This is a genomic window from Bradyrhizobium sp. MOS001, from assembly GCF_004634465.1.
Lineage (GTDB): Bacteria > Pseudomonadota > Alphaproteobacteria > Rhizobiales > Xanthobacteraceae > Bradyrhizobium > Bradyrhizobium barranii.
In genome coordinates this window covers 655,642-676,089 of record NZ_SPVJ01000001.1, presented here as the reverse complement: position 1 = coordinate 676,089, position 20,448 = coordinate 655,642, and the positions used below count along the sequence as shown (strand labels likewise).

The 20,448-nt window shown below is 64.4% G+C and carries 17 protein-coding genes; 15 read left to right on the top strand and 2 right to left on the bottom strand.

Annotated elements, in window-relative coordinates:
• The first annotated feature begins 350 nt into the window (after positions 1-350).
• The 4 genes from CT676_RS03220 to CT676_RS03205 all read left to right on the top strand — a co-directional run bounded on the left by CT676_RS03220 (position 351) and on the right by CT676_RS03205 (position 4,471).
• A complete protein-coding gene (locus CT676_RS03220) occupies positions 351-2,228 on the top strand; it encodes an adenylate/guanylate cyclase domain-containing protein (protein WP_135213824.1) in 1,878 nt (625 codons plus the stop codon).
• A 49-nt stretch (positions 2,229-2,277) separates the two neighbouring features.
• Complete coding sequence (locus tag CT676_RS03215) at positions 2,278-3,117, top strand: phosphatase PAP2 family protein (RefSeq protein ID WP_135213823.1); 840 nt, start codon at positions 2,278-2,280, stop codon at positions 3,115-3,117.
• Between the two features lie 113 nt (positions 3,118-3,230).
• Positions 3,231-3,791 carry a papain-like cysteine protease family protein gene (locus tag CT676_RS03210; RefSeq protein ID WP_135213822.1) on the top strand — a complete coding sequence of 187 codons (561 nt, stop codon included), beginning with the start codon at positions 3,231-3,233 and terminating at the stop codon, positions 3,789-3,791.
• A gap of 29 nt (positions 3,792-3,820) precedes the next feature.
• Positions 3,821-4,471 carry a hypothetical protein gene (locus CT676_RS03205; RefSeq protein ID WP_135213821.1) on the top strand — a complete coding sequence of 217 codons (651 nt, stop codon included), beginning with the start codon at positions 3,821-3,823 and terminating at the stop codon, positions 4,469-4,471.
• 89 nt (positions 4,472-4,560) lie between these two features.
• Here CT676_RS03205 and CT676_RS03200 read toward each other — a convergent pair whose 3' ends face one another.
• On the bottom strand, positions 4,561-4,815 hold the full coding sequence (locus CT676_RS03200) for a DUF3551 domain-containing protein (RefSeq protein ID WP_135213820.1): 255 nt from the start codon (positions 4,813-4,815) through the stop codon (positions 4,561-4,563).
• A 1-nt stretch (position 4,816) separates the two neighbouring features.
• On the bottom strand, positions 4,817-5,137 hold the full coding sequence (locus CT676_RS03195; RefSeq protein WP_135213819.1) for a DUF3551 domain-containing protein: 321 nt from the start codon (positions 5,135-5,137) through the stop codon (positions 4,817-4,819).
• Between the two features lie 254 nt (positions 5,138-5,391).
• Between CT676_RS03195 and CT676_RS03190 the strand changes: the two genes are divergently transcribed.
• From CT676_RS03190 to dxr, 11 genes are all read left to right on the top strand, one after another.
• On the top strand, positions 5,392-6,111 hold the full coding sequence (locus CT676_RS03190) for an outer membrane beta-barrel protein (RefSeq protein ID WP_063983028.1): 720 nt from the start codon (positions 5,392-5,394) through the stop codon (positions 6,109-6,111).
• Between the two features lie 472 nt (positions 6,112-6,583).
• Complete coding sequence (gene dnaE, locus CT676_RS03185) at positions 6,584-10,087, top strand: DNA polymerase III subunit alpha (protein WP_135213818.1); 3,504 nt, start codon at positions 6,584-6,586, stop codon at positions 10,085-10,087.
• Between the two features lie 325 nt (positions 10,088-10,412).
• Complete coding sequence (locus CT676_RS03180) at positions 10,413-11,168, top strand: carbonic anhydrase (RefSeq protein WP_135213817.1); 756 nt, start codon at positions 10,413-10,415, stop codon at positions 11,166-11,168.
• 175 nt (positions 11,169-11,343) lie between these two features.
• Positions 11,344-13,851 carry a caspase domain-containing protein gene (locus tag CT676_RS03175; RefSeq protein ID WP_135213816.1) on the top strand — a complete coding sequence of 836 codons (2,508 nt, stop codon included), beginning with the start codon at positions 11,344-11,346 and terminating at the stop codon, positions 13,849-13,851.
• A 219-nt stretch (positions 13,852-14,070) separates the two neighbouring features.
• Positions 14,071-15,066 carry a 30S ribosomal protein S2 gene (locus CT676_RS03170; RefSeq protein WP_028151700.1) on the top strand — a complete coding sequence of 332 codons (996 nt, stop codon included), beginning with the start codon at positions 14,071-14,073 and terminating at the stop codon, positions 15,064-15,066.
• A 134-nt stretch (positions 15,067-15,200) separates the two neighbouring features.
• Positions 15,201-16,124, top strand: coding sequence for a translation elongation factor Ts (gene tsf / locus CT676_RS03165; protein WP_028169462.1), 924 nt, complete (start codon positions 15,201-15,203; stop codon positions 16,122-16,124).
• A gap of 60 nt (positions 16,125-16,184) precedes the next feature.
• Positions 16,185-16,901 (top strand): UMP kinase, encoded by a 717-nt coding sequence (gene pyrH, locus CT676_RS03160; protein ID WP_028151698.1) that lies wholly within the window; start codon positions 16,185-16,187, stop codon positions 16,899-16,901.
• 63 nt (positions 16,902-16,964) lie between these two features.
• The gene (gene frr, locus CT676_RS03155) at positions 16,965-17,528 is read left to right on the top strand and encodes a ribosome recycling factor (protein ID WP_014494937.1); all 564 of its coding nucleotides are present in this window, start codon (positions 16,965-16,967) and stop codon (positions 17,526-17,528) included.
• A gap of 92 nt (positions 17,529-17,620) precedes the next feature.
• On the top strand, positions 17,621-18,379 hold the full coding sequence (locus tag CT676_RS03150) for an isoprenyl transferase (RefSeq protein ID WP_014494938.1): 759 nt from the start codon (positions 17,621-17,623) through the stop codon (positions 18,377-18,379).
• Positions 18,376-19,218: a phosphatidate cytidylyltransferase gene (locus CT676_RS03145; RefSeq protein WP_135213815.1), complete on the top strand. Its 843-nt coding sequence runs from the start codon at positions 18,376-18,378 to the stop codon at positions 19,216-19,218. Before CT676_RS03150 ends, CT676_RS03145 begins: the two co-directional genes overlap by 4 nt.
• A gap of 4 nt (positions 19,219-19,222) precedes the next feature.
• On the top strand, positions 19,223-20,446 hold the full coding sequence (gene dxr / locus CT676_RS03140) for a 1-deoxy-D-xylulose-5-phosphate reductoisomerase (protein WP_028151695.1): 1,224 nt from the start codon (positions 19,223-19,225) through the stop codon (positions 20,444-20,446).
• Positions 20,447-20,448: the final 2 nt, after the last annotated feature.

Here is a 20,448-nt window from a genome sequence, read left to right as displayed (position 1 = left end):
ACCTTTTGCCATCGCGCCCGGCGCGAGGGCTTCCACTTCGGGGCCCGGCGCAAGTGAGAATTCGCGAATGCTGTCGAAATTCAGAAGGAATTCATAAGGAATTCAAAAGGAATTCGAAAGGTAGCGTGCATTGATTGGGCGCCTTATTCCGGCGCGAGCCGCTCATCGCCAAGACGAGGTAATCCGAAGAAGCCCTCTTACTCTCCGCCGCGACTTGTTGTGGCGCTGCCGCTCCGAGCCATTCGGGTGATTTTGGTAGCGCCTCAACCGAATTGCGTTTAGCGTGTTGCAGATTGGTTCAACGACGAGACTCTGCTCGGCAAGAGGCTTTATTCGCCGCTGAGGGATCAATGAAGTCGGAGCCTACGAGCGTCCCCCCGTCGTCGCCGAACACCGCCAACGACAGTGGTGCGAGGTTGGTTGGTGCTGCCGAACAGGACTTTAATTCCCAAGTCGGTACGATCCTCGAATTCGAAAGACCTTTCCGCGCCGTCCTCGTGGCGGACGTCGTCAGCTATACCAGACTTATGGAAGCTGCTGAGGTCGAGACGCATAGTCGCTATCGGGCTCTTCGCGTGAGCGTCATCGATCCGGCCTTGATCGGTCGACGAGGCGAGATTGTGAAGAACACCGGCGACGGCTTCGTCGCGGTGTTCGAGAGCCCGCTCGATGCCCTTCGCTGTGCCTCCGAGTTGCAGCGTGAAGTCACCGGGCTTGAAACCTTGCAACCTCCCGAGCGCCGCATAGCCTTTCGCATCGGCGTCCATTGGGAGCCTGTCATCTTTGATCTGAACGATGTCTACGGCCATGGTGTCAATATCGCAGCACGCTTGCAATCTGTCGCTCCCGCGGGCGGCGTTGTGGTGTCGTCGGCCCTTTTGCGAGTAGTCGCCGATCTGAGCGAATTCAAGTTTGACGACCTGGGTGAGCTTCATCTCAAGAACCTGTCGCGGCCGGTTCATGCCTTTCTCCTGCTCTCGCCGGGAGTGGACCGCCGCACGGTGATCGGCGCTTCCACCAAATCCTCGAGACGAACCAAACTGCCCTCGATCGCCGTTCTTCCGTTTGCGAACAGCTCTTCGGAGGTTGACGACAGCTATTTTGCCGAAGGCTTCGTCGAAGACATCATTGTCAGCCTGAGTAATATTCAGGAGCTCCTGGTGGTGTCTCGCGGGTCGACGATGCCGTTTCGTCAGCGCGAGATCGATCCCGTCGAAATCGGCGAGAAGCTTGGCGTTCGCTATTACGTCAGCGGTCACGTTCGCCGATCGGGCAAGCGATTCCGGTTTTCGGTCGAGCTGGTCGATGTTGCGACTGGCTCCGTGGTGTGGGCCGAGAAATACGACACGGACCTCGCGGACGTTTTCGAAGTCCAGGACGAGATCGCCATTGGTGTCGTTGAGAAGATCGCCGCCTATGTGCGTCGCGCAGAGATCAAGCGGGCGCTGCGAAAGCCGCCGAAGAGCCTCAATGCGTATGACTATCTCCTGCGGGCGCTTGAGCTGCTCTACAAATTCGATTTCGCGAGCTTCTCGCGCGCCAAAGGGCTGCTCGAGAAAGCCAGCGAGGAAGACCCCGAATACGCGGCGCCGTACGCGTTCGCTGCGAAGTGGCACAATTTCAAGATCGCGGAGGGGTGGTCGTCGGATTTCGATGCGGATTCGGCCGACGTGATCCGGCTGTCCAATTGTGCCATCGAAAGAGACCCGCAAAATGCTCTCGCGCTCGCGATACAGGGGCACGGCAAGAGCATGTTCTTTCGTGACTACGACAGCGGATTGGACCTGTGTGAGCGGGCTCTTGCCATATCCCCCAGCAATTCGTGGGCATGGGTGTTCGGGAGCGGGACCCCCGGGTTCATCGGCGATGCTTCAACCGGAATCGCCCGTGCGGAGCGCGCCATCCGGCTTTCACCACTTGGCCAACAGGCCTTTTTCAATTTCTGCCTGCTCGGCCAAAATCATTATCTGAACGGAACGTTTGACGATGCCATTCGCTGGTCGAAGAAGTCTTTGACCCTCAGCCCGCGTTTTGGAAACGCCGCGCGCGTCCTCGCCGCAAGCCTCGTCGCGGTTGGTCGCCTGGAGGAAGCGCGGCAGGTTTCGCAGCACCATAAGAACATCCTGCCCGGCTTCAGGGTATCGGACTATGCGCGCCGTTGTCCGTTCAAAGAGCCCCAGGGGTCTTTGTATGTCGAGCGATTAGGAGCAGCTGGGTTGCCGGATTGATGGGGCCAGGAGCCCGGTTCAAATTATTAGCCCCTCGATGGAGAGCACAATGCCTGGTGTTGCAGGAGGAGGCGGTGGTGGTGGTGGCGGCGGCGGTGGTGGCGGCGGCGGCGGCGGTGGCGGTGGCGGCGGTGGTGGCGGAAACGGCGCAGTCAGCGGCGGTTACGTTGGTGGTGGAATTCCCCCGCGTCCTTTCCCGATCTTCGAGAGTTTCGTCGGAGTCCTGCCCGGTAGCTTGAATTACGGGGCGACATTCCCGCTGTCTGCCTGGCGCCCTGACTTTTTTGCCCAGATCGCATTGCTCGAATTTGCCAGGACCGATTGGCAAACCATCACTGTCGCCGGCCCGCCAACGGATCACGATGTCATTTTCGGGGAGATCGATGAACTGCTTGGGGCATCGATGGATCGTCGCAAGAGGTTGGCAGATGAGATCGTCGATCAGGACGTGAGGCTTGTCGGCTATTTTGCGCAGGTCCTCATGCTTTCGCCGTCGGCGCATCCAAATACGATCAAGATTCTGGAGATGGCCGATCATGTTGGACTGATGGTCGCCGTCTACTACAAGCTCAGGTTCAATCGCGGGCGGCCGCAACAGGTGTGTCCGGCGCTTTTCCCAATGGTCGCGTCGCCCTGGCACGCCTCCTATCCGAGCGGACATTCGCTGGAGAGTCATCTGATGGCACTGGCGCTGGGAGAGATTATCCCCGGTGCCAAGAGTGCACTGAGGGCGCTGGCCGCGCGGATCGGGAAGAATCGCGAGATCGCTGGCGTCCACTACCCGAGTGACACGGCTGCCGGGAAGGCCATTGCTGAAGCCGTGTTTCCGTACCTCCAGCAATGCAGCACCTTCCATGCGGTGACCGAGGCGGCAATACAAGAGCATTGAACAGTGCCTAATGCCGCAGCCGAGATCGCATCCTTGGATTTTGCAAGGATGCGCTCCGCACGGCCACAAGGAATTGAAGTTGGACCAATCGATCTCAACCACGAGGTATTGCAATGGGTATGGAAGAAATTTCCGTCATCGAAAGGACACGGATTCAGTTGGCGCCAGATTTCACGATGCAACATCAGTGTCACATCAATTGGTGCTGGGCAGCCGTCGCTTCCAGCATCTCGGGCTATTACGACGAGACCAGTACTTTCACGCAGTGCCGCATCGCCGACCTCGAATTGAACCGGCATGATTGCTGTGATTTCCCTTGCGGCACGCCGGGTCTGGAATTCGATGTGACGCATTCTCTCGGATCACCGCTCAATCGAGTCCGCTGCCTCGCCGTGTTGGCCCTCGACCAACGAGCGACACGAATGGAGGTGCAGCAGGAGATCAGTGCAGGGCGACCCATTTGTGTTCGCACGGTCTGGTCGGGAGACGAAGATGAGGAGGGACCGGCGCACTTCGTCGCGATCGTCGGATATCTGGAGGATACCGACAGCCTGGTCATTGAGGATCCCCTTTTCGGCCTAACACCAGAGATCCAGTTTAATCGATTTTGCTCAAACTATCAGGACGCCAAAGGTGTCTGGACGGACACTTACTTCACCAAGCCCCCGGTCTAGAACCTCGCCACCGCGAAAGGAGAGAAAAGATGGCAATTCATCCCAGCGATCCTCCGGCGGCTGCGGTCGTAGCTGTGAAGCGAGCGGTGGCCAGCCGGGTGGGCAACCCGAAATTCCCGCGATCAAGGCTTTCCACTGCCAACCGTGACGCGGTCTTCATTTCCCTGCCGCATCGCATTGCCTATCTGGCTTTTGGCAAGATCCGTCGCGCAGACAAACTCAGAGCGGCTGCGAAGCTAGGCAATTGGAGATTTCTTGTGATTGAAGCGAAGCGGCGCACCGCCGCTGATGATGGTGGAGGAGAGGAACAGGAGCCGATCGCTGCTGCGACAATCGTGAAGTCGGCAGCGACGACGTATGAGACGACGTATGAACTGGGTGACCTGAACGAAGGGCCGTTTGTGGCAGCGACGTCGGAGGCGATCCGTCGTGCCGAGAAGCTTCCTGAAGTTCGGGAAGGACGCTTCGAGGCTTTCCTGCTCACCGTGCCGGCGGTCCATGTGACAGCGCTCTGGCTGCAAGGTTATCAAGATTGTCATGGCGATGCGGACCTGCTGCTGACGTTACCGCCCTCGGACCAGGCCTTGGAGCCGTATCGGCCGATGGCGTCGGCTGCGTTCTTGGCTGTCGTGCAAGACCTCGCTCGGAAAGTAACTTCCGAATACGCGACGAGGGGGTGAGCGGGCAATGTCGGCGGGATGGAAAAGCTCGCAAGTGCGTTAAGCTCGCAAGGGCGTCAAAGTTGGCAAGTCCCGGCATGGGAGCACGCCTAGTCGGCCTGCTTCGGCCGCCGGGGAGCCTTTGACCGCTTCTGCGGAAAGTACGGGTTCACGGCGCAGCTCGCGGAGCGGCCGACGGCGAGAAATCTGCACTGTTCGAGCGAAGTGTAGCGGCAGTCGAAATAGCCGACCGGGCCGTAGATCTGCATGCAGACGGGATAGCTGGGATCGTAGGTCTGCGCGTGCGCCGGCACGCCCGAGAAGAGCAGGCCGGTGGCGACGAGCACGAAGCGGGCGCTGCGCATCTCAGCGCGGTGGGTAGTAGCCGGGTGAATAGCCCGGTGTCTGGGCGCGCGGACGATTCTGATAGGCGTAGGGATCGTCGCTCTGGCCCGTGAAATACGGATTCGCGATGCAGGTCAGCGCGCGGCCCGACGAGCTTGCCTGACACTGTGCGTAACTGTCGAACGTGCAATTGCTCAGCCCCGGCCATTCCTGGCCGGTCAGGCAGAACGCGTGATGCGTGCCGAATGCGCGTGCGGGCGTGCTTGCACTCAGCGTGAGCGCGAATGTGGCGATTGCGAGCGAAAATGTGGCGATAATGGGGAGGGCAATCTGTCTGCGCATCTCAATCTCCAATCACACAATCGTGCGTGCATCAGATGTCCAGGCACAGATGCAACATACGTCGTGTAGTCGACATTGGAACTCATGAAAACCCTTGTTTCAAAGGGTTTCGCGCGCGCGCTGCTAAACATTCATTAACGCAGCACAGCCCTTTGGCCCCGACTGTTGCGTCGGGGTTACAGCAATTCCGTCGAGCGCTGATATGACGGCCCTACGGCCCGGGGGCCTAACGACGAAACTGGAACGGGAATCAAATGAACAAGAATCTGTTGCTTGCTGCTGTGAGCCTTGTCGCGCTGAGCGCGACTGCGCCGGCGCTGGCTGCTGACCTCGCTGCGCGGCCTTACACCAAGGCGCCCGCGATGATCGCGACCGTCTATGACTGGAGCGGCTTCTACATCGGCATCAACGGCGGCGGCGGTTCGTCGCACGCGACCTGGGATTTCGTTGGCGTGGGCCGCGAAGGCTCGCACGATGCGACCGGCGGCACGGTCGGTGGTCAGATCGGCTATCGCTGGCAGTCCGGCCAGTGGGTGTTCGGTGTGGAAGGCCAGGGCAACTGGGCTGACTTCTCGGGCGACAACACCAGCGCGCTGTTCGCCACCCGCAACCGCACCAAGATCGATGCGTTCGGTCTGATCACCGGTCAGGTTGGCTACGCCTGGAACAACGTCCTGGTCTACGTCAAGGGCGGTGCGGCTGTGGTCAGCAACAAGTACGAGATCTCCAGCACGGCGGGCGCGCTGCTCTCCTCGTCCAGCGACAGCCGCTGGGGTGGCACGGTCGGTGCCGGCCTCGAGTACGGCTTCGCGCCGAACTGGTCGGTTGGCGTCGAGTACAACCACATCTTCCTGTCCGACAAGGACGTGACCTTCGCTGGCTTCGCCGGCTCGGAGCGCATCCGCCAGGACGTCGACATGGGTCTCGTCCGCCTGAACTACAAGTTCGGCGGCCCGATGATCGGTCGCTACTGAGACTGGTCGCTCATTTCGAGCGATCGTCGAAAAGCCCCGGCCTTGCGCCGGGGCTTTTTTGTTGCGTGAATTCAGCGAGTTAACCATCACTTTTCGAGAGAGCTCACACGGCTTGACTCTCAAGAACGAAATGAGAACAATGTTCTTCATACGTTCTGGTGATGGAGCAAGCCATGTTCAGGATTTTCGTGGAAGAAGCCGCCGCACTCGCCTCGATCTCGCTGTTCGTCGGGATGATCGCAATCTGGGCGCAGGTGATTCCGCAGCTCTAGGCCGCAGCTGGCCAGACCCCTTGGTCATGCCCTTGGGGAAAAGCGGGACGACGCGGCCGTTTCGTGGCTCCGGCGTGGACTCTGAAGCGGTGACGCCCCACCATTGTGAGGCGAGTCGGCTGGGTGGGCGGAAGATGTCCTCATGATCCCCCTGGAGCCGGCGACCGCTCCATCTCACTGCAAGAGGCCGTCACGCGACCATGCCGAGCGCCGGATTTGTCCACCTTCACGTTCACTCGGCCTATTCGCTGCTCAAGGGCTCGATCAAGATCGCCAAGCTCGCCGAGCTTGCGAAGAAAGACCACCAGCCCGCACTGGCGCTGACTGACACCGACAACATGTTCGGCGCGCTGGAGTTCTCCGACAAGATGGCGGGCTCCGGCATCCAGCCGATCGTCGGCTGCGAGCTCGCGATCGATTTCGGCGACCAGGATCCCAACGCGCGCAACGCGCTGCTGCCGTCGCGTGTGGTGCTGCTGGCGGCCCAGGAGCGCGGCTATCGCAGCCTGATGCGGCTGAACTCGCGCGCGTTCCTCGAATCGCCTGACAGCCACGCGCCGTTCATCAAGTTCGATTGGTTCGACGGTGAGACCGAAGGCTTGATCGCACTCACGGGCGGCCCTGACGGGCCGATCTCGCTCGCGCTTGCCAGCGGGCAGGCCGAAATTGCGGCGACGCGCTGCGAGCGTCTCGCCGGCCTGTTCGGCGATCGCCTCTATGTCGAATTGCAGCGCCACAACATCGACAAGGAGCGCCGCGTCGAAAGCGGGCTGATCGACATCGCCTACGCAAAAGGCCTGCCGCTGGTTGCGACCAACGAGCCGTATTTCGCTTCGAACGACGATTACGAGGCGCACGATGCGCTGCTCTGCATTGCCGGCGGGCGGCTGATCGCCGAGACCGATCGCGTTCAGCTCACACCCGATCACCGCTTCAAGACCCGCGCCGAGATGGCAGTGCTGTTCGCCGACATTCCGGAGGCGCTGGCCTCGACGGTGGAGATCGCCGAGCGCTGCTCGTTCCGCCCGATGACGCGCAAGCCGATCCTGCCGTTCTTCACCGTCGGCGCCGCCGCAAGCTCCGACGCCGCGTCGGTCGAGGCGGCCGAGCTGAAGCGGCAGGCGGAGGAGGGGCTCGCCAACCGCCTGCGCGTGCACGGCCTGTCGCAGGGCACCACGGAAGAGGACTACAGCAAGCGCCTGGCGTTCGAGCTCGACGTCATTATGCGCATGAAGTACGCGGGCTACTTCCTGATCGTGTCGGACTTCATCAAATGGGCGAAGGGCCAAGGGATTCCGGTCGGACCGGGGCGCGGTTCGGGCGCCGGCTCTCTGGTCGCCTGGGCGCTGACCATCACCGACCTCGACCCGATCAAGTTCGGCCTGCTGTTCGAACGCTTCCTCAATCCGGAACGCGTCTCGATGCCGGACTTCGACATCGATTTCTGCCAGGACCGCCGCGGCGAGGTGATCAGGTATGTCCAGGAGCGCTACGGTCGCGACCAGGTCGCGCAGATCATCACCTTCGGTACGCTGCAGGCGCGCGGCGTGCTGCGCGACGTCGGCCGGGTGCTGCAGATGCCCTATGGCCAGGTCGACAAGCTGACCAAGCTGGTGCCGCAGAATCCGGCCGCGCCGGTGACGTTGGCCACCGCGATCGAGAGCGAGCCGAAGCTTCAGGCGTTCCGCGATGAAGATCCGGTGGTGGCGCGCGCCTTCGACATTGCGCAGCGCCTCGAAGGCCTGACCCGCCACGCCTCGACGCACGCGGCCGGCATCGTGATCGGCGATCGCCCCTTGAGCGAACTCGTGCCGATGTACCGCGATCCCAAGTCGGACATGCCGGTGACCCAGTTCAACATGAAATGGGTCGAGCCGGCCGGGCTCGTGAAGTTCGACTTCCTCGGCCTGAAGACGCTGACCGTGCTCGACGTCGCGGTGAAGCTCCTGAAGCCGCGCAACATCGACATCGATCTCGCGACGCTGCCGATCGACGATGCCGAAAGCTACCAGATGCTGGCGCGGGGCGAGGTGGTCGGCGTGTTCCAGGTTGAAAGCCAGGGCATGCGGCGCGCGCTGGTCGACATGCGCCCCGACCGTTTCGAGGACATCATCGCGCTGGTCGCGCTCTATCGCCCGGGCCCGATGGCGAACATCCCGACCTATTGCTCGCGCAAGCACGGCGACGAGGAGCCGGAATATCTGCATCCGGTGCTGGAGCCGATCCTGAAGGAGACCTTCGGCGTCATCATCTACCAGGAACAGGTGATGCAGATCGCGCAGGTCATGTCGGGCTATTCGCTCGGCGACGCCGACCTGCTGCGCCGCGCCATGGGCAAGAAGATCCGCGCCGAGATGGACAAGCAGCGCGACATCTTCGTCGCCGGCGCGGTCAAGAACGGCGTGCCGAAGGGGCAGGCCGAGACCATCTTCGAGCTGCTCGCAAAGTTCGCCGACTACGGCTTCAACAAGAGCCACGCGGCGGCCTATGCGCTGGTGTCCTACCACACCGCCTATATGAAGGCGCATTACCCGGTGGAGTTCATCGCGGCGTCGATGACGCTCGATCTCAATAACACCGACAAGCTCTCCGAATTCCGTTCCGAGGCGCAGCGCCTCGGCATCAAGGTCGAGCCGCCGAACATCAACCGCTCAGGCCCGACCTTCGAGGTCGGTGACAAGACGATCTACTACGCGCTCGCCGCGCTCAAGGGCGTCGGCATCCAGGCGATCGAGCAGATCATCGAGGAGCGGACCAGGCGAGGGCTGTTCACCTCGCTCGCCGACTTCGCCGCGCGGGTCAATCCGCGCGCGATCAACAAGCGCATCATCGAAAGCCTCGCCGCTGCCGGCGCCTTCGACACGCTGGAGCCGAACAGGGCGCGGGTTTTTGCCGGCGCGGACTCGATCCTGGCCGCCTGCCAGCGTGCGCATCAGGCCGAGACCATCGGCCAGAACGACATGTTCGGCATGTCGGCGGACGCGCCGACCATCATGCTGCCGCAGATCGAGCCCTGGCTGCCGGCCGAGCGGTTGCGCCGCGAATATGACGCGATCGGATTCTTCCTGTCGGGCCATCCGCTCGACGATTACGCGATGGTCCTGAAGCGCCTGCGGGTGCAGAGCTGGGCCGAGTTCTCGCGTGCGGTGAAGACCGGCGCCACCGCCGGCAAGGTCGCGGCCACCGTGGTGTCGCGCATGGAGCGGCGCACCAAGACCGGCAACAAGATGGGCATCATGGGGCTGTCTGATCCCACGGGCCATTTCGAGGCGGTGCTGTTCTCCGAGGGCCTCGCGCAATACCGCGATGTGCTCGAGCCGGGCGCCGCCGTGCTGCTCCAGTTGGGCGCGGAATTGCAGGGCGAGGACGTCCGTGCCCGCGTGCTGCATGCCGAGCCGCTCGATGACGCCGCCGCCAAGACGCAGAAGGGCCTGCGCATCTTCGTGCGCGACACCAAGCCGCTGGAGTCGATCGCCAAGCGACTGGCCGGACCCGATATGGCGGCCTCGAACGGCGCCGCGCCAAAAGTCGGCAGTCCCGGCATCGCGCCGCGCTCGAACGGCGACGGCGAGGTCTCGCTGGTGATGATGCTCGACCTCGAGACCGAGGTCGAGATGAAGCTTCCCGGCCGCTTCAAGGTCTCGCCGCAGATCGCCGGCGCGATCAAGGCGGTCGCGGGCGTCGTGGACGTGCAGCAGCTCTAAAGCACGATGAGATCCGGAAGAATCGTCATCGCGCTTGGGATCGGCGTTAGCGTATGATCTCACCACAAACGCGTGCCGCGTTTGTGGTGAGTGAGAATTGCTGCCCTTTTCCGGATCATGCTTTAGTAGCCGATCTCGAATATATGCAGGTGGGCGCAGCTCTGTGCGGTTGTTGCGCGTGAGGCGAGCGATCGCTTCGGCTTTGCAACATGGTTCGCGTTGCAGCAATCATCAGTTGCATCATTTATCATTGGTGATTTCTTCACATCGATGCACCTATCATCGCGACGCTTCCATTCGTCCACTGTACCTGGGGAAACGTCACATGTGCGACAAGTGCTCTGAATCTCTGCATCGAGACATCGCGCCGTCGCGGCGATCCGCGATGCTGTTTGGCGCCGCTGCGTTCGGCATGGCCTTCGCCGGCGGAGCTTTCGCGAGCGGCGCCTTGGCAAAGGAGGCCAAGCAGCCACCCAAGCCGCAGAACGTGTTGTCGCCCGACGCATCGCTGAAGCGGCTGATGGAGGGCAATGCGCGCTATGTCGACGGTGTGGCGCGGCGCCACGATTTCAAGCACGAGCGCGAGGCGCTGGCCGGTGGACAGAATCCGTTCGCGGCGGTTCTGAGCTGCGCCGATTCGCGCATCGCGCCGGAATATGCCTTCGACAGCGGCCGCGGGGATCTCTTCGTCTGCCGCGTCGCCGGAAATTTTGCCGGCACCGAAACCATTGCCAGCATGGAATATGCGGTGGCCGTGCTCAACGCACCGCTGATCCTGGTGCTTGGCCATGATGCCTGCGGCGCGGTCGATGCGACGCTGAAGGCAATCAAGGACAACACGTCGCCGCCGGGCCACATTCCCTCGCTGGTCGATGCGATCGCGCCCGCCGCAAAGGCTGCGATGCAGCAGGGCGGGGACGTGCTCAACAAGGCGATCCGGCAGAACGTGATCGACAACGTCGCGAAGCTGAAATCGGCCGCGCCGATCCTCAATGCGGCCGTGGAGCAGGGCAAGCTGAAGGTCGTCGGTGGCATCTACCGGCTCACCACGGGAACAGTCGATCTGATCGCGCAGGGCTGAGCGAGGTTCGCGCCACAGCGCGGTCGCGAGGCTTACGCGGGCCTGACGCAGGGGTTTGACGGGGCGGGGGCGCCATGCCGCCGCCTCAATCCGCGCTTTTCGTTCAAGAGCCATTCAGCCGGCCGCGCGTCTCATGTACGGTGGCAGCTCAACAACGATAGCGGGCAAGCAAGCCATGCGTGGGACCTACAAGGCCTTCATCTGTTTTCTCTTGCCGATCCTGGCGTTCGCTGCGGCCGCGCCCGATCCGGCGCGCGCGCAGCAGCAGGAAAAGCGCATCGCGCTCGTGGTCGGCAACGGCGCCTACGCCAAGTCGCCGCTGGCGACGACCGCGAACGATGCCGGCCTGATCGCGCAGACACTGCAAGCGGCGGGCTTCGACGTGGTCGGCGCGCGCGATCTCGACGGCGACACGCTGCGCAAGAGTCTTCGCGATTTCATCCAGAAGGCGCAGGCCTCGGGCCCCGGCACCGTCGCGATGATCTATCTTGCCGGCTACGGCGTGCAGCTCGCGGGCGAGAACTATTTCATCCCGGTCGATTCCAACATCACCCGCGACACCGACATTCCGACCGAAGGCCTGCGGATCAGCGACTACGCCCGCCAGCTCGCTTCTGTTCCGCTCAAGGCCAACATCGTCGTGCTCGACGCGGCGCGCGCGCAGCCCTTCATCGAGGGCGGCCAGCAGATCGCGAGCGGACTGGCGCTGGTCGAGCCGGATCCGAACATGCTGATCGCCTTCAACGCCGCGCCCGGCACGGTCGCGCCGGAAGAGCCCGGCCCGTACGGTATTTATGCGCAATCGCTGGCGGAGATGATCCGTACCGGCGGCCTGCCGCTCGCCGAGGTGTTCGACCGCGTCCGTCTGCGCGTCAACGAGGCCAGCAAGGGCGCGCAGGTGCCCTGGAACGAGGCGAAGATATCGGCGCCCTTCTCGTTCTTCGAGCGCGGGCCCGATGCGCCGCCGCCGGAGGCCGCGCCCGACCAGGTTGCCGCGTTCCGCAACAAGCCGATCCGCGATCTCGGCGTGCAGGACGCCTATGCGGCCGCGCTCGAGCGCGACACGCTGCCGGCCTATGAAGAGTTTCTCGCGGCCTATCCGGGTGACCCGCTGTCGAAGCGCGTGATGGCGATCGTCGCGGCGCGCCGCGAGGCGATCACCTGGCGGCGGACCTACCGGAACGATACGCCTGAGGCCTATTGGTCCTATCTGCGCCGCTATCCGCGCGGGCCGCACGCGGCCGATGCGCGCCGGCGTCTGGCGATTCTCACCGCGCCGCCCGAGCCACCGCCGACCTTCGCGATGATCGACTATGACGTGCCGCCCCCGCCGCCGGAGGAGGTGGTCTATGTCGACCGTCCCGTGCTGTACTTCAGCGACCCTGATTTTGGCTTCGCGCCGCCACCGCCGCCGCCGGTCTATTATCTGCCGCCGCCGCCGCCGGATTTCGTCGTGCTCGAGCCACCGCTGCCCGTTGTCGGCCTGTTCGTGCTGCCGCAGCCGATGTTCGTGCCGATCCCGGTGTTCGTCAGGCCGCCGATCTATGTCGCGCCGCCGCCGAACAACATCGTCTTCAACAACATCCATAACACCACGGTCATCAACACCGTGATCAACCGGCCGCCCGCCCCGCCCGTGGGAGCGGGAGGAGGGACCGGGCCTGGCAATCTGAGGCCGGCGATTGCCGACCGCGCCAACCCGGTAGCGCCAATGTTGCCGCAAGCCGCTACGCAGCGCGCCGCGCTGATCCAGCAGGGCAAGGCGCCGATGCCGCCGAGCGCGACGGTCCAGCCGACGGCGAGGCCGGGGATACCTCCAGGGACGCCGGCCAATGTCGCGCCGACCGGCACGCCCCCCGCCGCACCGCCGACCAGGCTGCCACAGACCAACACGCTGCCGGTTCCCGGCGCCCAAGGCGGGCCGCCAGCGCCGCCGGCCGGGGCAGGGACGTCGCCTGGCGGCAGGCCCTTGGCGCCGACGGCAAATGCACCCGGTGCGCCCCCGCCGACGCATCCGGGGGCGCCGACCACGGCTGCGCCCGGCACAACGCTGCCGTCCCATCCTGGCGCGCCAACGGCCGGCACTCCGACGACCGTTGCGCCCACCGCGAACCCGGCTGCGCCCGGCCAACCGCCGAAGCCGCCGGTTGCTCAGACCCCGCCCAGTGGCGCGCCCGCTGGCGGCAAGTCTGCAACCCGCGAGCCGGCTGTCGCGCCGCCAACTGCTGCGGGCACACCGCCCGGCACGCCCTCGGGCGCCACGGGCAAGCCGGTCACGCCGCCGCCCTCGACCGCGCGCGAGCTGGTCAAACCGCAGAACTTGCCCGCGACCCCTCCAGCGCAGGCCGCCCGGCCGTCGCCGTCAGCTCCAGCATCGCGGCCGCAGGCCGTGGCGAGGCCGACGCCGCCCGTCGCTCGTCCGGCATCGCCGCCGCATGTCGCATCGCCTCCGCCGGCCCGCGCGGCTCCGCCTGTGGCGGTTGCACGGCCGGCGCCTCCGCCCATGGCCCGGCCTGCACCTCCACCCGTGGCGCGGCCCGCGCCGCCACCGCCGGTCGCCCGGCCGGCACCACCGCCGCCGCCGCGGATGGCCGTCGCGCCGCCGCCGCGTCCAGCGGCACCTCCGGCGCGCCCAGCGGCGCCGGCGGCGAAAAAGTGCCCGCCGAACCAGCCCAAGTGCTAGGTCGTTACGGACTGGCCTGGTCTTTACGGAAGAGGGCCTTCGGGAGGCGAAAACAGCCCCCGAAAGGCCCTTATTTCCTTGCTTCTGGCCGAAATGGCGCTATATAGCGCCCCATCTCACACGGAAACATGGCTCACAAGGCCGTCCGGTGGCAACCGGGGCGAGAACGCTCCGTTTTGCTCACACGTTTCCGGAGGAACCAACCGGAGAATTGAAACTATGGCGCTACCCGATTTCACCATGCGTCAGCTCCTCGAAGCTGGCGTGCACTTTGGTCACCAGTCTCACCGCTGGAATCCGAAAATGGCACCGTTCATTTTCGGCGCCCGCAACAACATCCACATCGTCGACCTCGCGCAGACCGTGCCGTTGCTGCACACCGCCTTGCAGGCGGTCAGCGACACCGTCGCCAAGGGCGGCCGCATCCTGTTCGTCGGCACCAAGCGCCAGGCGCAGGACGGCGTCGCGGACGCTGCCAAGCGCTGCGCGCAGTATTTCGTCAATTCGCGCTGGCTCGGCGGCACGCTGACCAACTGGAAGACGATCTCGGCCTCGATCAAGCGCCTGCGTCATCTCGATGACGTGCTGTCCGGCGGCGACGCCAGCTCCTACACCAAGAAGGAGCGCCTGACGCTTCAGCGCGAGCGCGACAAGCTCGATCGCTCGCTCGGCGGCATCAAGGACATGGGCGGTCTGCCCGACCTGATCTTCGTGATCGACACCAACAAGGAAGACATCGCGATCCAGGAAGCCCAGCGGCTCAACATCCCGGTCGCCGCGATCGTCGACACCAATTCGGATCCCAAGGGCATCACCTATGTGGTCCCGGGCAATGACGATGCCGGCCGCGCGATCGCGCTGTATTGCGACCTGATCGCACGTGCGGCGATCGACGGCATCTCGCGCGCCCAGGGCGATTCGGGCATCGACATCGGTGCCTCGGCTCGTCCGGTCGCCGAAGAGCTGCCGGCCGCTTCCTCGAGCGGCTTCCAGGGCCTTGCCGGTCCGCGCGGCACCGCCGACGACCTCAAGAAGCTCCCGGGCGTGTCGGGCGCGATCGAGAAGAAGTTCAACGACCTCGGCATCTTCCACTTCTGGCAGCTCGCCGAGCTCGATCACGACACCGCGCACAAGATCGGCGAAGAAGTCGGTCTGCCGAGCCGTGCGGATGCCTGGGTGGCCAAGGCCAAGGCGCTGACCGCGGAAGCGGAATAGTCAAAAAGAGCGATGGGTTGGCCGGATATAAGTCCGGCCACCATTTCAGTTGACGCGAATTCCTGAGATGGACCGCGGCGGGGCTGTTTGATGCCACGCCGCGGCAAACCGGCAGGCAAGAAGGATTTTCAACGATGGCAACGATCACAGCTGCGATGGTCAAGGATCTGCGCGAGTCCACCGGCGCAGGCATGATGGACTGCAAGGCCGCGCTCACCGAAAACGACGGCAACATGGAAGCGGCGCAGGACTGGCTGCGCAAGAAGGGCCTGTCGAAGGCCGCCAAGAAGTCCGGCCGCGTCGCCGCGGAAGGCCTGATCGGCGCGCTCACCAAGGGCACCAAGGGCGTCGTGGTCGAGGTCAACTCCGAGACCGACTTCGTCGCGCGCAACGGTCAGTTCCAGGGCCTCGTCAAGATGGTCGCGCAGGTCGCATTCGACGTCGGCGCCGATGTCGAGAAGATCAAGGCCGCCAAGGTCGGTGACGTCACGATCGAAGCCGCGATCAACGACGCGATCGCCACCATCGGCGAGAACATGACGCTGCGTCGCGCAGCTTCGCTCGAAGTGACGCAGGGCGTCGTGTCGAGCTACGTCCACGGCGCCGTCGTCGAAGGCGCCGGCAAGATGGGCGTGATCGTCGCGCTCGAATCGCCCGGCAAGGCCGACGAGCTCGCGGCCCTCGGTCGCCAGATCGCGATGCATGTCGCGGCCACCAACCCGCTCGCGCTCGAGCCGTCCGGCCTCGATCCGGCGGTCGTGAAGCGTGAGAAGGACGTGCTCGCCGACAAATATCGCCAGCAGGGCAAGCCCGAGAACGTGATCGAGAAGATCGTCGAGTCCGGCCTCAAGACCTATTACAAGGAAGTCTGCCTGCTCGAGCAGGCCTTCATCCACGACACCGGCAAGTCGGTGGCGCAGGCGGTGAAGGAAGCCGAAGGCAAGGTCGGCGGCGCGGTGAAGATCGCGGGCTTTGTGCGCTATGCTCTCGGTGAGGGAATCGAGAAGCAGGAAAGCGACTTCGCGGCCGAGGTCGCAGCGGCCAGCGGCAAGAAGTAAGCGCCGGTACGTTCCTTCCGGCTTGCCGCCGGAAGCGGCGCCCGGGCGGGGAAAGTGCTCATGACTGATCCGGTCTATCGTCGCGTCGTGATCAAGCTGTCCGGCGAGTATCTCGCGGGGCAGCAGGGTTTTGGCATCGATCAGCCGACCCTCGACCGGGTTGCGGACGATCTGATCGCCGCCCGCCAGCTCGGCACCGAGGTTGCGGTGGTGATCGGCGGCGGCAACATCGTGCGCGGCGTCGAAGTGTCCTCGCAAGGGGTGTCGCGCACCACCGGCGACACCATGGGCATGCTCGCCACCATGATGAACTGCCTCGCGCTGGAGGCGACGATCGAGCGCAAGGGCACACCGGCACGTACGCTGTCGGCCTTCGTCATGCCCGAGATCTCCGAGCTGTTCACCCGCACCGCGGCGCACAAATACCTCGCCGAGGGCCGGATCGTGCTGCTCGGGGGCGGAACCGGCAATCCGTTCTTCACCACCGATACGACCGCGGTGCTGCGGGCCGCCGAGATCGGAGCCGAGGCTGTGCTGAAGGCAACCAATGTCGACGGCGTCTACTCGGCCGACCCCAAAAAGGATCCGACCGCCACGCGATTCGACCGGCTGACGCATTCGCAGGCGATCGAGGGCGGCTACAAGGTGATGGATGCGACCGCCTTCGCGCTTGCCCGCGAGACGTTGCTGCCTATCATCGTATTCTCGATCGCGGAGCCGGGTTCGATCGGCGCTGTGCTGCGTGGCGGCGGCCACGGAACCGTCGTCGCCGGCTGACGCCTCGTCGGTCGCGCCTGAGGGGCGCGGAGTGGGTCGCCGGGATTTTGAAGGAGAAACGTGATGGCCACGGGTAATTTCGACCTCAACGAAGTGAAGCGTCGCATGCAGGGCGCCGTCCAGGCCCTCAAGCACGAGCTTGGCGGCCTGCGCACGGGGCGCGCGTCGGCCTCGATGCTCGACCCGGTGCAGGTCGAGGCTTACGGCAGCCACATGCCGCTCAACCAGCTTGCCACCGTCAGCGTGCCGGAGCCGCGGCTGATCTCGGTGCAGGTCTGGGACAAGTCGATGGTCAAGCCGGTCGAGAAGGCGATAGTCGATTCCAATCTCGGCCTGTCGCCCGCGACCGAAGGCCAGGTGCTGCGCCTTCGCATCCCCGAGCTCAACGAGGAGCGTCGCAAGGAGCTCGTCAAGGTCGCGCACAAATACGCGGAAGCGGCCAAGGTCGCCGCGCGTCACGTCCGCCGCGACGGCCTCGACGTCCTCAAGAAGCTCGAGAAGAATCACGAGATGTCGGAAGACGATCAGAAGCGTCACGCCGACGAGGTGCAGAAGGCGACCGACGGCACCATCTCCGAGATCGACCAGTTGCTGGCTGCCAAGGAAAAAGAAATCCTCACCGTCTAAAGCGCGATCATCGCGCTTTAGGTTATTGTTCGCGCATGATCTTTCGGAAAACCGCTTCGCACTTGTCCGGATCATGCTTTAGGGCCGCCTTCATGTCCAACGCCGCCGCGCCAGCAACCGAAGGACCAGACCGGTCCGACGCGCCTGCGCATGTCGCCATCATCATGGATGGCAACGGGCGTTGGGCCGCCGCGCGCGGCCTGCCGCGGGCCGAAGGGCATCGCCGCGGTGTCGAGGCGCTGCGCCGGGTGGTGCGTGCCTCGCACGAGCTCGGCATCCGCTATCTCACCATCTTCTCCTTCTCTTCGGAGAACTGGTCGCGCCCGGCGAGCGAGATCGGCGATCTGTTTGGTCTCCTGCGTCGCTTCATCCGCAACGATCTCGCGAGCCTGCACCGCGACGGCGTCAAGGTCCGCATCATCGGCGAGCGCGACGGACTCGACAGCGACATTTGTGCACTCCTCAACGAGGCCGAGGAGCTGACGCGCGACAACACGCGCCTGACGCTGGTCGTCGCCTTCAATTACGGTTCGCGGCAGGAAATCGCGAAAGCCGCGCAGAAGCTCGCGCGAGAAGTCGCAGACGGCAAGCGCGCCCCTGAAACGATCGACGCCGAGACGATCGGGGCTCATCTCGATGCGCCCGACATCCCCGATCCCGATCTCATCATCCGCACCAGCGGCGAGCAGCGGCTGTCCAACTTCCTGATGTGGCAGGCCGCCTACAGCGAGCTGGTCTTCGTGCCGATCCACTGGCCCGATTTCGACAAGGCGGCGCTGGAAGGCGCGATCGCCGAATTCGCCAGACGCGAGCGCCGTTTCGGCGGTCTGGTCGCGAAAAACGCCTCGTGAGCGAACCCGACGCCGCATCAGCGGGCGAGAAGCCTGCCCCGAGCAATCTCGTGATGCGAGTCCTCGCAGCGCTGGTGCTGGCGCCGCTCGCTATTGCACTCGCTTATGCCGGCGGCTGGCTGTGGGCGCTTCTCGTCACCCTGGTGTCGATCGGGCTGTTCGCGGAATGGCTGATGGTGGTGGGCGCGGGGTCTGCTGCACTGACCGGGGCAGGGACGATCGTCATTGCCATGATGGGGGCCTGCGTCGCCTTCGGCGCGCTCAAGACCGCGATCATCACCGGCCTCATCGGCGGCGCAATCGTGACGCTGATCGCGCGGGCCAAGTTCATCTGGGCGGCCACCGGCTTCGCCTACGCATCGGCGGCGCTGCTGGCCTCGATCCTGGTGCGGCAGGATCTCGTCAACGGGTTCGCCGCGCTGATGTTCGTGCTGCTCGTGGTGTGGGCGACCGATATCGGCGGCTATTTCGCCGGACGCAGCATTGGCGGACCGAAACTATGGCCGCGCGTGAGCCCGAAGAAGACCTGGTCCGGGGCGCTCGGCGGCTTTGCGGCGAGCCTTTTGGTTGCGGCCGGCTTTGCGGCGTGCGGGATCGGAAAGGCGGTTCCACTGCTGCTCGTCAGCGCCATCCTGTCGGTGGTATCGCAGGCGGGCGATCTGTTCGAATCCGCGGTGAAGCGGCGCTTCGGCGTCAAGGATTCCAGTCACTTGATTCCCGGCCATGGCGGGCTACTGGACCGTCTGGACGGTTTTGTTGCCGCCATCCTGATGGCATGGATTATCGGCTTTCTCCGCCATGGTGTGCATAGCGCCGGAAGCGGTCTTATGGTTTGGTGAGGATATGAGCGCGGTCCCATTGCGTAACAACAAGGCTGCGGCGTCGACCGTCCGCAGTGTCACGGTTCTCGGCGCCACCGGCTCGATCGGCGACAGCACGATGGATCTGCTGCGCGCCTCTCCCGAGCGCTATCGCGTCGAAGCCTTGACGGCGAACGGCAATGTCGAAGCGCTGGCCAAGCTCGCCAAGGAGTTTTCCGCGCGCTACGTCGCGATCGCCGACACGTCCAAGTTCGCCGAGCTCAAGGCTGCGCTCGCGGGAACGAGCACGGAATGCGGCGCGGGCGAAAGCGCTGTGATCGAAGCCGGCGCGCGTCCGGCCGATTGGGTGATGGCCGCCGTAAGCGGCGCCGCCGGACTGAAGCCGGCCCTGGCCGCGGTCGATCGCGGCGCGCATGTCGCGCTCGCCAACAAGGAATGTCTCGTCTGCGCCGGCGACTTCTTCATGCAGCGCGCGGCGAAAGCGGGCGCCTGCATCCTGCCGGCCGATTCCGAGCACAATGCGCTGTTCCAGGCGCTCGGCTCAGGCAACCGCGACGAACTCGTCCGCGTCATCATCACCGCCTCGGGTGGGCCGTTCCGGACCTGGAAGCCCGCCGACATCGAGCAGGCGACCCTCGAGCAGGCCCTGAAGCATCCGAACTGGAGCATGGGCCAGAAGATCACGATCGATTCCGCCTCGATGATGAACAAGGGCCTCGAGGTGATCGAGGCGTCCTATCTGTTCGCGCTCTCGCCCGACGAGATCGACGTCCTCGTGCATCCGCAGTCGATCATCCACGGCATGGTCGAGTTCTCCGACCGTTCGGTGGTGGCCCAGCTCGGTTCTCCCGACATGCGCACGCCGATCGCGCACTGCCTCGGCTGGCCCGATCGCATCAAGGGGCCGGCGGCCAAGCTCGATCTGGCCAAGATCGGCCAGCTGACCTTCGAGGCGCCGGACTTCGAGCGCTTCCCTGGGCTTCGGCTGGCCTTCGATTCGCTCCGGACCGGGAAGGGGGCGACCACCGTCTACAACGCCGCCAACGAGGTTGCGGTCGCCGCGTTCATCGCCGGCAAGATCCGGTTCGGCGCGATCGCGCGGCTGGTCGAGGCGACGTTGGACGACTGGATTCGCGGCGGGAACCAGGCTCCCCTGACGTCCGCTGACGATGCAATCTCTGTTGACCATGTTGCGCGAAATAGAGCTGCCGCCCTATTGCCTCAAATTGCCTTAAAGGCATCCTAGAT